Source organism: Legionella sainthelensi, assembly GCF_900637685.1.
GTDB classification, from domain to species: domain Bacteria; phylum Pseudomonadota; class Gammaproteobacteria; order Legionellales; family Legionellaceae; genus Legionella; species Legionella sainthelensi.
This window is the reverse complement of record NZ_LR134388.1, coordinates 1,109,108-1,122,500: the sequence shown is the minus strand read 5'-3', so window position 1 is coordinate 1,122,500 and position 13,393 is coordinate 1,109,108. Positions and strand designations below refer to the sequence as shown.

The following is a 13,393-nucleotide window of genomic DNA, read 5'->3' as shown; positions in this document are numbered from 1 at the left end:
AGCTTTGTTAAGCACTTTGCATAGTTATTACTTCAATTTAAAAAAATCATTATCTCCAGGAATTATTATAATTTGGTTTTGTTATTTTGTTTTAATTCTTTACGTAGATTTTGTTATTCATTATTCCACGGCAGGAAATAATATTTTGTATTATGGGAGTTTATCCATTTCATTTGGTGCAATATGCTATGTTGTTTATTCAACTTATTGTCAAATTATGCAATTTACTAACTCATTGAAGGATAATTAAATCCAACGGGGCGGTAGGGATTTGCCTTCTTCATCATTGCCAATAAAATAAATACCTTTAGCGGTTAGTTTAAAATGACCGCTAGCATATTCATAGATGACAGACCGTATGGCTTGAGCTTGGTTCCATGTTATGTGGACTCCTTATTTTTAGCGCATATTTTATTAAAATAGAACATTTTCCTACCCATTATTTGCAATCCATACTTTATCTTCCAGTAATCATGGCACTAGCTGGAGTTTTTTATTTTGGATGTTTCATAGGTCTTTTTGAGTTCGCACCTTTCATGTGGGTTGAATTACTTAAAAATAAGCGCACTTGCGGGGTTATAGCTAGAAAATACAATGTCGTTCAAGTTATTACTGCATATGAAGGGGGAACTATCGATTTGAATGACTCGTGTAGAAAAAGAATTTTCTTTGCTTATTGTATAACAATGTCCGTCAGTGTTGGATCATGGTTACTGATTACCGCATTAAATCAACCTAATTATCATTATTTGCTTTCCATATTTTCCTATTAGGAATAATAGGAAAATATGGGGTATATTGGAACAAAGATCAAAATAAAGTAAGTATCGATTATTCATTCCAAAATAAAAAAACTTTTTATCTCTTTAATAAAAATCTATAGCTTTTCTATTTTTTCAGGTTTTGCTCTTTTCTTTTTAACTCTTTTTCTAAGCACGATTCTGTCAATTAATAATTATTATCTTGCGTTTTTGACCTATCCCCAAAAAATAATGCCATGACATAGATGAGATTTCCGATAAACTAAACCAAAAGGAGATCTCAAAGTGAAAAAGCGTTACACAGAAGAACAAATTATAAAAGCAATCAAATCGCATGAAGCAGGTATAAAGGTCGAAGAGATATGTCGAGACTATGGAATTTCGTCAGGCACATTTTACAATTGGCGAAGTAAGTATGCTGGCCTTGAAGTGAATGAGGCCAAGCGTCTTCGTGAGCTTGAATCAGAGAATGTTAATCTTAAAAAACTGTTGGCAGATAAGCTCCTGGAGCTAGAGGCAATGAAGGATGTATTATCAAAAAAGTGGTGAAGCCAGCAGCAAGAAAGTCGATCATCGAGCACCTAATATGTTTCTTTAAGTTGAGTGAGCGAGTAGCTTGCAAGCTGGCAGGATTAAGCCGCACAGCATTTCGTTATCAATGTAAACCACGTACGGATGAGAAGGCCAGAACACGACTCAAGGTTTTAGCCGCACAATATCCGGCCTATGGTTATTTAATTCTTCATGGACTACTTAAAGCTGAAGGCTTGGTTCAGAATAAGAAGCATACTTATCGATTATACACTGAGGAGGGACTTCAAGTTCGAACAAAGAAAAGGAAAAAACTGACTCGTCCTCGCCAACCAATGGAAGTTCCTTCTGCACCAAACCAGCGTTGGTCGATGGATTTTGTATCGGATCAACTTAGCAATGGGAGACGATTTCGAATATTGAATGTAGTGGATGATTATTCTCGTGAAATGGTTGGCCAGCTAATATCTACCTCAATCAGTGGCAAACAAGTGGCTCGCTTTTTAGACCAACTTATTGAGCAAAGAAATAAGCCTATTAAAGTGATTTGTGATAATGGTACAGAATTTACTAGTAAAGCGATGTTTTTCTGGAGCAAAGAAACGAATGTCACTTTAGGGTTTATTCAACCAGGAAAACCAACTCAAAATGCGTTTGTTGAGAGCTTAAACGGGAAATTCAGAAATGAATGCCTTAATCAGCACTGGTTTCGAACAATGGAGGAAGCACGATTTGAGATTGAACAATGGCGTAAACACTACAATAATGTTCGACCTCATAGCTCTCTAAATTATATGCCTCCTGTTGAATACGCAAGAAAGGTGGCATAGGATAATGAATCTCATCAAAGAAGTGGTACTAATTTAGGGGATAGGTCATTTTCATTATAGTTCACTCTTCATTTTATTTGATACTTATTTCCAAGGAATGGAAATTATCTAAATGGGTGTTGCTTATCGCTAGTGTCTCTATGATTACTTTATTTTTATTATTAGGAGGAATAAGTGACTTTAGTACAAGAATAGTCCATCTATTTAAATTTGATAAGCTTGCAATTTCTAGCACCCAGCCTCAAATTGATTATGACTTGACTGTATCAATGCTTGAGACGATCAAAAAAGGATTTAATGACGTCTTTATCTTTGAAACCAATTGAATGAGTTAGTGGATTCTGCAATTAGTTTTTTTATAAATAAATCAATTGTTGTGTTTGCAGGATACATTTAATGTTATCTAGAAAAGAATTAATAAGAAAAATCATAAAGTTGCTATCCTACACCTAAAATCATTAACACTATTAAACTAGTCATTCAGTGTTTTTTTTAGCGGCGTTATGCGAAAAAATAAAAATACATCCTACAATGAAAATCAATAAAACTGCAGACGCAGCAAACCGACTCAAATCCAAGCCACCGTTTGCAATCGGTTTATCGAGAAAATCTCCGAGGACGGCGCCCAATGGGCGAGTTAATATAAATGCCAACCAAAAAAGTATTGTTTTAGATAACTTAGTATAATAGTGGAGAAATGCCAGAAAACAAAGCATACTACCAAATAATAAGGCACTGCCTGTGTAACCAAACCCAGCACTGTCTGCAGTCCAATCTCCTAGTGCCGTGCCGAGAGTTTGAGAAAACATGATGGTGGTCCAGTAAAAAGCTTCTTCTTTGGGTGTTGCTACTGTATTAATCGCAACGGAACCTAATGTTTTTTGCCAAGTGAATAAAGAGGCTAATAATAAAAATAATAAGATCAAAGAACCACCGGCATAGCCAATATTCAGTGACCGGTCGGCAAAATCAGCCAGTGTAGTTCCCACTGTCGTTGTAGCAATAATCGTGAACCAGTAAAGGACTGGGTGAAAATAGCGAGCTTTTACTTGCACATAAACCGCAATACAAAAAACGAATGCAAATAAAACTGTGCTGATAAAATACCCTAAATTCATCGACATGGAAACTGCATCGCCGCCAGTTTCCCCAAGTGTTGTAGCCGCAATTTTCATAATCCAAAATAATAAAGTCACCTCAGGTACTTTACTCAATACCTCTTTTTTTATTGTCCGCATGGATACATCCTAAGGTATTTTAAAAAAAGCATATCAACGCTCTTAGTGCACTTTAAATCACTATCTAACAATAACAGGCTTCCATCGAAAATGAAACTGGATAAGAACCGCTGTCCTTTAAATGGGAAAAGGATAATTAAGTAACTTATTGGTTATACTATGCCGCTGATGTGAATCGAACACACGAACTTTTGATTACGAATTAGAAAATTATGGGTTTTAGCCATTTCGACACGCTTTGAATTTCTTTTAAAATCCTTTTAACCACTTGTAGTTAAAGAATTATTAAGTTATAAGTTCTTTTAATCGATTTTACCCAATTCTTCGACACATATTCGACACGTTACGACACGCTAATTAAATTGTGAGGACAGGATGCGAATCAACAAAACAAATATTGAGAGCTTAGCAATCCCCCAACCTATTAAAGCGGGACAAAGTGCCCAGAAGAAATATTATGATGACAATCTCAAAGGGTTCGGCGTTCGTGTAACCTCTGGTGGAACTAAAGCATTTTTTGTCGAGAAACTCATTAACAAAAAGCTAAATCGAATAACTATAGGTCGATATCCAGAAATTAGCCCAGATTTGGCAAGAAAGAAGGCTACTGAGCTCCTTGGGCAAATAGCTATGGGAAAAGATCCTGTTGCTGAAAAACGAGCCGAATCTATGCGTGCTATTACGCTTAATGAAGTATTTCAGGAATACTTAAAAACCCGAAAGACATTAAAACCCAAAACTATTAGCAACTACAACCATATCATTAACAAAGCCTTTCCTAGTTGGAAAAGCAAACCTATTCTCTCTATTACCAAAGACCGCATTAGTAAACACCACGAAAAGCTTGGGAAAGAACATGGTGAGGCTTATGCCAACCTAGCCATGCGAGTACTTCGCGCCCTCTTCAATTTTGCTGCTGGTCAATATGAAGATACACAAGGCAAATCACTCATTATGGAAAACCCTGTAAGACGCCTGTCACAAACTCGCGCATGGTATCGTGTGGAGCGCCGACAAACTTACATTAAACCTCATGAATTAGAAGCTTGGTATACTGCTCTTAAAAATATTGAAAATGAAACCCTACGAGATTACTTATTATTAGTTTTACTAACAGGCTTACGAAGAGAAGAAGCCGCCACCTTAAAATGGGAAAATGTCGATCTAGCAGCAAAAACCTTTACTGTGGTTAAAACAAAAAATAACGAATCCCACACCCTACCCCTTTCTGATTTTCTCTATGATTTATTGGTAGCTCGTCATGAGAAGAAGATAAACGATTATGTATTCCCAGGAACTGGTGCTGCTGGTCATATTATTGAGCCACGTAAACAAATGGCTAATGTAACCCAAGCATCTGGAGTGCATTTCACTGTACATGATCTAAGACGGACTTTTATTACTATTGCTGAAAGCCTGGATATTTCTGCTTATGCGCTTAAACGGTTAATGAATCATAAAATGAGTAATGATGTGACCGCTGGGTATATCATTACAGATGTGGAGCGGTTGAGAAAACCAATGCAATTGATTACCGATTATTTTTTAAAGTGTATGGGCGTTATTAGATCTGCTGATATTATTGATATCCAACCTTTTCAATTTGGATCGCATTGGGATCCAAATTGGACATAGAAAATAAATTTGTATTCCTTACATTCAATTTGGCGGACAATGTCGGCCAAATGAAACACTTCAGTAAGTTCCATTTTGGAACTTACTGCTAGACACTTTAATTTGGTACTCACTGCGTACCAAATCTCAAAATTTACATTTAAGTCTTATCGAGATTTAAAAAATAACGAGTCGCTTTAAGTTCGCCAGTTCGTTTGAGAATATTTTTTTTCACCAAGTCATTCAAATCTCTGGTTGTTGTAGCGATCGGTGCGCCTGTTATGCTCATATAATTTTTAGCACTTAAACCACCTACAAATCCATCAGGCCCAGCATGAAATAATCTTAATAAAACTTTTTCTTGCCTTGGATTAATTTTCCCTTCCGCTTCCCTTAAAATAACAGATTTCTTAATAATAAAATCAATATACAAATAAGTGCTTTGTTGCGCTTCTAGAGCGATGTTAGCAAACCATATCAACCAAGAAGTTAGGTCTAAGGTTTTGCTTGCTAATCCTAACTGTTGATAATATTCCTTTCTCTTTTTTAATAATATTTTTGCCAATATCGTCATTACTGGTTTTGAAAATCCTTGTGATAAAGCTTTTTCTGCTATAGCTCGCCCTATTCTTCCATTTCCATCTTCAAAAGGATGGATACTCTCAAACCATAAATGGGCTATTCCCGATCGGGTTAATGTGGGTAAAGGAGCTGAACCGGTGAGAGAACTCCGTTCAAACCAATTAATAAATTGATCCATTTCAGCCCGAACACATTTTGAAGGAGGCGCTTCAAAATGGATTTTTCGATCATAATCAGGCCCAGAAACAATCTGCATTGCTTCTTCATGCTTACGATATTGACCAATATGTTCTAAATGATGGCTATTACCCATTAAAAATTGATGCCATTCAAATAAAACTTGATGTGTTAGTGGACTAGAAATCGTTTGATATAAATTAACCATCATTTTAGCGATCCCACGCTCTGCCATGCTAGCTCTAGGAGATTCCGTAGACAATCCTAACTCTTTTTGTATAGACGATTGCACGCTATCTCTATTTAAATGCTCTCCTTCTATTTCTGAGCTATCCAAAGCATCTGTACACATTAAATCGATAAATAAATTTTGCTTACCTTCTTGAGATATATGTTGCGAAGAACCAATAATAATACCCGCGTTCTCAGTAAAAGACTGTTCAAACACAACTAATTTATCGGAGTCCCAAGTAAAATTTGGCCAATTCTCAAGCTGCCAATTCCATTTCATGATTAATAACCTCATATTTTATTAATCAAAATATAGCACAATAGTGATTAATAAAGTATGGATTTATTAATCACCTTTTTAAAAGCAATATATTTGAAAGGACAAATGCCTATATTTTTCCATTGGTGAGAAAAGAAGAAAGATTACGTTAAATCAAATTGTCTGCATCAATACCTAGGGTTTTTAATACAACAACTTGCGTCAATAAATCAAAAAAATGTAAATAACATTTTAGATCTATATCATTTCTATTTTTTGAGTCCCAAACTAATTGAGCCATCCATTGCTCCGCATAAGACCTATCAATAGGAACTTTTCCAGAATGTGCAATTTGATTTCTTAATACATGAAATATATTTTTTTGATTTGGTTTTTTATATTGTTTCGGCCAAAAATGATTTAAAACAAAATTAAAAACCTCTTGAAGATTATTAGTTTCATCTTGAGTGGTTGCCCCTTTAGGATTTTTTATATGAGGATACAGCCATTCCCACAGAGTAACATTGAGTAAAAACCTTCCTTCACAATGATGAATATTTGCGTGATTAATTAACATCCTTAAATGAAATCCATTTTCATATTGTTTTTGCCAAGCGGGATCTAATATCTTATTAACTGCAATGTTTAAATGCTGCTCCATTTCATTTTTTCCACTTATATTTAAACCTTCCAGATTAGAACAAGGTTTCCAAAAGTATCCTAACGATCTTCTTGAGTTTAAACACCAATTCCACCCAGTAATAATCGATCCTATCAATAGGATATCTTCTATAAATTTTCTTCTGTAACTTACATTCATAGTAACTACAGTACCACCAGAAAAAATAATTGAATCGGGTTGCTTATTTTTAAACCCAACATAAGAATTCTGCTGATGTTTCATCATTTTTTTAGGCGTCATAGAGATAATTAACTCTGGATAAATTTTATAAATATTTACATTTATAGGACAATTAAAATCTTTTAACTCTGAATTTAAATACACATTATCCAAAAGTAACTTCATAATAAATCCCTTAATTCTGAATAAGATTTAAAATAATTATAGGCTTTTATGGGGTTACCACTAATACTCCATCTTATGTTTCATGAATTTAAGAGAATCCTTATAGTAATTTTAATAGGTAGTTTCTTTTAAAATCCAAGACCATCTATTTTATTATCCAATCGAAAATTTTGTTAAAATTTCAAACATTGCAAAGCAATGTATATTGCGCCCTTAGAAAATTCTTTTCTTCGGGATAATCACTTCTTTGCTTAATTCAATCGAAAACTAAGGAAAAACTTCGTGTGCTATAATTTCATTTAATCAAGGATGATAAATCATGAATAGCATCAACTGGCATACATTTAGGTTTGAACTGGAAACAGAAAAAAACTTAGATCACAGAACTCCATTTGAAAAAGATAAATGTAAAGTTGTTCATTCTTATTCTTTTCGCCGGCTTCAAGGTAAAATTCAAATTGTGAGCGGCAAGGATTCTGACTTTCATAGAAATAGATTAACACATTCCATAGAGGTCGCATCGATTGCAAAAAGCATTTTTAATAATCTATTATACCGATTAGAACAAGATAAGAAAAAAAATCTGGAAGATAAGCTTATTTTCTTAAAATCTCAAAAAAATGAAGATATAGAAACTTTACTCGATACAATTGGGTTACTTCATGACATTGGACACCCACCATATGGTCATGGTGGAGAGCAAGCATTAAATTATAAAATGAGAAATCATGGAGGATTTGAGGGAAACGCACAAACTTTAAGACTAATTAATAAAGTAGACCCCTTAAATCTTACTTATAGAACTTTATTGGGAATACTAAAGTATCCCGCTTCTTACAGTGCATTGGTTAATGTAAAAACATATCCTAATTTAGATCGAAGAAGCTCCGATCAAAAAGAAATTACAGAATATTTAATAGATAATTCAAGATGGAATCCTCCAAAGTGCTATTATGATAGTGACAACCAAACTGTACTGAATCTATTAAATTATATTACTGATAATGAAAGAATAGAGTTTCAAAGACCTTTTCCAGCCTCAAAACCAGATCATAAAAAAACAAAATATAAAACATTTGACTGCAGCGTTATGAATATTGCTGATGATATTTCTTACAGTATTCATGATTTAGAAGATGCTATTTTCTTTCGACAAATTAGTATGGATGAGTTGGTTAATTTTTTTGAAAATCAGAACTTCATTCAAAATTGGACCAATTATCCAACACTACTTCTTTCAGATGATTTAAAAGCCAGAAAGAAAATTATAGGAACATTAATTCACGAAGCAATAATTCATACCTATATTGAAGAAAATAGTAATTTCAATGAATCTATATTTAGATATTTTGTAAAATTTGAAAATGAGGCTATTGAAGAATTTATAAAAAACCTAAAACTACTTGTAAGCAATAATTTAATTAAAACCCAACACGTAAAATCAATTATTCATGGAGGGAAGGTACTAATTATGCAGCTATTTGATGCAATTGATGTTAATCCTGAAATGTTATTACCGACAGAGGTATTTCAAAAATATAGCAGGCAGACCCAAGAAGCCGACCAAAAAAGGGTTATCGCTGATTATATCAGTGGCATGACAGATAATTATCTCTATAAAATGCATCAAAGAATTTTTGGTGGAAACACTCAAAGTACCTTTGACACAATCTAATTGACTAATCAAACACAATTTCATGAAATAATGAGATTATATCGAAATTCAAATACATCATTCAAAATATTCTCAAATCTCTAGAAAACTATCTTTAATATCCTGAAATCCTCAAATATAGGATTATAATATTCTGAATTCCCTAAATATAGAGTTGTAATATTCTAAACTCCCTAAAAAATAACTTATACTATTCTAAACTCTCATATTTAATTATCTGAAATACTATAGAGAAAATAATGATAAAAACTGCAAAAACCAAACAAGAGGCCAATCAGTTATCTAGGGAATACCAAGAAGGAAGGCTACGAAGGATATATCATGGCATTTATACGGATGACTTAAATTCTGAGGTTAATAAAATAGTCATTCAACATTGGATGGAGATACTTCCTCACATTGTATCAGATGGAATACTTGCTTATAGCACAGCTTTGGGATTGAAACCCCAGCAGTATAAACATGGAGCAATTATCTTTGTGATTAGCACTTATGTAAAAACTATTGAGCTTCCTGGCCTAACGATTAAAGTGTACAAGGGTAATAATAGGGAGTTTATCGAACCAATACTACCTAATTTATTCAAGAGCAGTATACCTCGTGCTCTTCTGGAGAACCTTACTACTGTTAAAGGTGCTTCTTATATTGGGGTTAAAACGATTGGAACAGAAGGTGTCGAAAAATATCTTGCGAAGGAATTACGTACTCGCGGTGAAGATAATCTTAATCACATTAGAGATGAAGCAAAGCAAATTGCTGAAAAATTGGGTTATCAAAAGGAATACACAAAACTGAATCAGATTATTAGTGCTTTATTGTCGACTCATTCAAATGAAAATACTTTATCCTCGAATTATGCAAAAGCAGTAGCTCAGAAAAAACCTTATGATGAGCATAGAATACAACTTTTTGATGAGTTGGTGGTCTATCTTAAAAAATGTATTCTTCTACAAAGAGACTATGAATACAATTCAACCTCTTTTAAAAACCTGAGTTTTTATGAATCCTATTTTTCCAACTATATCGAAGGAACAAAGTTTCTTATCGATGAGGCTGAGGACATCGTATTTAAAGGGATAGAAATAAATAACCGTCATGCGGATAGCCATGATGTGTTATCTAACTTTCTCCTTACAAATGATTATTCTGAAATGAGTATTACCCCGAGAAATGTGGATGAGTTAATCGATATATTACAAAAAAGACATGCCATTATGATGAAAGAACGGCCTGAAAAACATCCCGGGGTATTTAAGACGAAAGAAAATAAAGCAGGTAATACTACTTTTGTATCGCCTGTAGATATACTAGGGACATTATGGGAAGGATTTGAACGATATAAACTACTTAAACCGGGTATTGAACGAGCACTGTTTATGCAATTTTTAATTAGTGAAATACATCCTTTTGATGATGGAAATGGAAGATTATCAAGAATTATGATGAATGCCGAACTTGTATCTCAATCTCAGTACAAAATTATTATGCCTAATGTCCATCGTGATAATTATCTGAATGGGTTAAGATTGGCATCGAGAGATAACAATTTCAGAACTTATGTGAAAGTCATGGATCAAGCCCAAGCGTATACTGCGTCAGTGAAATGGTTTGATTATGGGGAAGCAAGAGAAAAATTAGAAAGTGATGACGCAAATCTCTCATCTGATGAGGGTACCCCTACTTTTAATCGCGCATTAAGGACATTAAAGCTCTCAGATATACCTGCTTAATTAGGACATTTGGCTCGGATTAGACGAAGTCATAATCCGGGATTTTCCTCAATAACTACAATCAATTGTTCCTGAGAGTCATTTCCCAAATTACACTTACCTAAGTTGGTTGCCCTCGTTTTACATGTTGGTTTAAACCGGTGGAACATGTGGTACAAATGGTACACCTGCATGGTTACTAGACTAGCTGCGTTCCACATTCAAAATCAATGGTGGTACGTGTGGTACATTTAGAGGATTTTTGGTCTATTTATTTACAATTTCTTTGAATTTGTTTTCAATTGTTGACTTTAATTTTTAAAACACGTAATAATCTATTCGTTGTTTTAAATAGCTTTATAAAAATGGCTATAAAGCTATATGGATTTTTGGATAGAAAAGTACCAGTGTTACTGGAATTTTCAAATGATGGATTTATGGAAAAAGCCTCTTTGGCGGCATTTTTATTGCCGATTGAAAATTCTTTTAATGACGAGGTATTACTATGTCTAGAAAAAACGTATCGCGCTTACAACTCATCAACGAATTTGAATCAGCTCCAGATTCCACCCTTTTTAATCAAAATACACTTGCCGCAGTTTTAGATTGCTCTGTTCAATTACTTGAACGAAATCGTTGGGCTGGTCAGGGTGTGCCTTATATTAAAATTGGTCGTACGGTTCGATATCGCAAATCAGATATTATTGGTTATCTTCAACAACAATGCTCTTATAACGTCCTTAAAGAGGCTGTTTAGCAATTTCCTTACTTAAGTCTTGTTGATTGATTGGAAGGTGGTGGAACACCTTCCGGTGAACGTTGTTGGAGAAATAGAAAATGAATTCACATCAAATATATCATGTAGATTTTAAACAGTCTAAACGCATTAAATCATTTCCCTATGCAGGTGGATTGTTTCAATTAACCTCTGATGGAGTGATTTTTATCGGTAAGGATAAAGACAATAATGAGCTACCTCCTCGTTGGATTTGCTCTTCGTTGTACGTGGCCGCTAAAACTCGTGATGCCCATAGTGGTGAATGGGGTCGATTACTCGAATGGGTAGATGATGATGGAATTAAGCACCAATGGGCTATGCCTTTGGCTTTATTACAAGGCGATTCCAGCGATGTAAGGCGAGAGCTGGCGCGATTAGGGTTGACTATTTCACCCAGTAAAATAGCTCGTGATTTGTTAGCGTCTTATATTCAAGTCTTTCCTGTTGAAGAGCGTGCTCGTTGTGTTGATAAACTGGGCTGGTATAAAGAAGTATTTGTTACTGCTAATGAAGCCATCGGAAAATCTGATGACCAAATCGTTTTTCAAAATGCCAATAGTCTTGAACCCGCATTATCCACTTCGGGAAGTGTTGAAGATTGGCGGAATTCTATTGCACGACTAGCGGATGGCAATTCGCGCTTAATATTTGCAATTTCCACGGCATTTGCACCAAGCCTAGCCAATCTTGTTGGTGAAGATTCAGGGGGATTTCATTTCAGAGGCGCCTCTTCCTCTGGCAAAACAACAGCTTTAAAAATAGCTGCTTCTGTTTGGGGTAAACCGGACAGTTATATTCGTTTGTGGCGAAGTACAGCAAATGGTTTGGAAGGATTGGCTGCCCTTCATAACGATGGTTTATTAATCTTGGATGAACTGAGTCAAATGGATCCCAAAGAAGCTGGTGAGTGTGCTTACCTACTTGCTAATGGTCAAGGTAAAACACGCGCCTCTCGTTGTGGTACAGCAAGACAATCTATGCGTTGGTCGTTGCTCTTTTTATCCGCTGGCGAGGAATCGTTAAATTCATTAATGGCAAAAGCTGGTCAGCGATGCAATGCAGGTCAAGAAATTCGTTTGGCAGATATTGAGGCTGATGCTGGTGCTCAAATGGGATTATTCGAACAATTACATGATCATATAAACCCAGCTTCTATGGCACTTGCGTTAAAAGAGGCGGCCAGTCAATATCATGGCGCAGTTGGAATTGCATGGCTCTATAAAATAGTTAAGCATCGCGCTGAATTAATCCCCCTACTCTCCAATAAAATCCAGCAATTTGTAGCAAAGGTCGCTAAGCCCGAACACTCAGGTCAAATTCAACGAGTAGCCAGACGTTTTGCTTTAGTTGCCATGGCTGGGGAAATAGCGAGTCATTTTGAATTAACCGGATGGAAACGAGGCACAGCCTGTCAAGCAGTGGAAAAGTGCTTTAACGCTTGGCTAGAAGATTTTGGAGAACATGGTAACCGAGAAGATCGAGCCATACTATCGCAAGTTCGTTCATTCTTTGAAAAAGAAGGAGCAAGTCGGTTTGAAAATGAAAATTATCCCAATAGTGAACGCCTTTATAACCGAGCTGGTTTTTTTCGAACAGATAATGAAGGATTTCGTATTTTTATGGTCTTATCCGAAGTCTACAGAAAGGAGATTTGCCAAGGATTTGAGCCTAAAATGGTGAGTAAAGTGCTTATTAATGTTGGTTGGGTAGTCCCCGGTAATGACGGCAAAGCCTCTCAAAAACGAAGAATTAAAGGAATCGGCATTCCAAGATGTTATGTCTTTACTGAAAAAGTTTGGTCTGACGACTATTAATTGTCCCACTCGTTCCACCATCGATTTTGGTAGTGGAACGTCTCTAGGCCAGTAATTATAACGGTTTCCCACTTGTCCCATTTGTACCACTGAATATTAACTTACGAAAGTTTGGATAAAAAATTTTTAGTTAATTGCTGAGCTATGCTTGCTTATTAAAAGGAAAT

General features: G+C 35.1%; 10 protein-coding genes. 7 read left to right on the top strand and 3 right to left on the bottom strand.

The window, feature by feature from the left end; translation table 11 throughout:
* The first annotated feature begins 377 nt into the window (after positions 1 to 377).
* Positions 378 to 773: a hypothetical protein gene (locus EL220_RS05025; protein WP_027272408.1), complete on the top strand. Its 396-nt coding sequence runs from the start codon at positions 378 to 380 to the stop codon at positions 771 to 773.
* Between the two features lie 273 nt (positions 774 to 1,046).
* Positions 1,047 to 2,122, top strand: a protein-coding gene (locus EL220_RS05020; RefSeq protein WP_128130830.1) for an IS3 family transposase whose coding sequence is annotated in 2 segments (ribosomal slippage) — positions 1,047 to 1,296 and positions 1,296 to 2,122 — 1,077 coding nt in all. Because the reading frame shifts where the segments join, the coding sequence is not laid out codon by codon here.
* A gap of 476 nt (positions 2,123 to 2,598) precedes the next feature.
* On the opposite strand, the gene EL220_RS05010 is transcribed toward EL220_RS05020, so the two are convergent.
* The gene (locus EL220_RS05010; RefSeq protein WP_027270725.1) at positions 2,599 to 3,360 is read right to left on the bottom strand and encodes a COG4705 family protein; all 762 of its coding nucleotides are present in this window, start codon (positions 3,358 to 3,360) and stop codon (positions 2,599 to 2,601) included.
* 375 nt (positions 3,361 to 3,735) lie between these two features.
* On the opposite strand from EL220_RS05010, the gene EL220_RS05005 reads away from it, so the two are divergent.
* Complete coding sequence (locus EL220_RS05005; RefSeq protein ID WP_027270724.1) at positions 3,736 to 4,995, top strand: tyrosine-type recombinase/integrase; 1,260 nt, start codon at positions 3,736 to 3,738, stop codon at positions 4,993 to 4,995.
* Between the two features lie 139 nt (positions 4,996 to 5,134).
* Here EL220_RS05005 and EL220_RS05000 read toward each other — a convergent pair whose 3' ends face one another.
* Both EL220_RS05000 and EL220_RS04995 read right to left on the bottom strand, forming a co-directional pair.
* Positions 5,135 to 6,244 carry a Fic family protein gene (locus EL220_RS05000; protein ID WP_027270723.1) on the bottom strand — a complete coding sequence of 370 codons (1,110 nt, stop codon included), beginning with the start codon at positions 6,242 to 6,244 and terminating at the stop codon, positions 5,135 to 5,137.
* Positions 6,245 to 6,392: 148 nt separating this feature from the next.
* A complete protein-coding gene (locus tag EL220_RS04995) occupies positions 6,393 to 7,250 on the bottom strand; it encodes a hypothetical protein (protein WP_027270722.1) in 858 nt (285 codons plus the stop codon).
* A 319-nt stretch (positions 7,251 to 7,569) separates the two neighbouring features.
* Here EL220_RS04995 and EL220_RS04990 point away from each other — a divergent pair, with 319 nt between their 5' ends.
* The 4 genes from EL220_RS04990 to EL220_RS04975 all read left to right on the top strand — a co-directional run bounded on the left by EL220_RS04990 (position 7,570) and on the right by EL220_RS04975 (position 13,226).
* On the top strand, positions 7,570 to 8,925 hold the full coding sequence (locus EL220_RS04990) for an anti-phage deoxyguanosine triphosphatase (RefSeq protein ID WP_027270721.1): 1,356 nt from the start codon (positions 7,570 to 7,572) through the stop codon (positions 8,923 to 8,925).
* A 239-nt stretch (positions 8,926 to 9,164) separates the two neighbouring features.
* Positions 9,165 to 10,655 carry a Fic family protein gene (locus tag EL220_RS04985; RefSeq protein WP_051544722.1) on the top strand — a complete coding sequence of 497 codons (1,491 nt, stop codon included), beginning with the start codon at positions 9,165 to 9,167 and terminating at the stop codon, positions 10,653 to 10,655.
* A 484-nt stretch (positions 10,656 to 11,139) separates the two neighbouring features.
* Positions 11,140 to 11,391 (top strand): helix-turn-helix transcriptional regulator, encoded by a 252-nt coding sequence (locus EL220_RS04980; RefSeq protein WP_027270719.1) that lies wholly within the window; start codon positions 11,140 to 11,142, stop codon positions 11,389 to 11,391.
* Between the two features lie 80 nt (positions 11,392 to 11,471).
* Positions 11,472 to 13,226: a DUF927 domain-containing protein gene (locus tag EL220_RS04975; RefSeq protein WP_027270718.1), complete on the top strand. Its 1,755-nt coding sequence runs from the start codon at positions 11,472 to 11,474 to the stop codon at positions 13,224 to 13,226.
* Positions 13,227 to 13,393 lie beyond the last annotated feature (167 nt).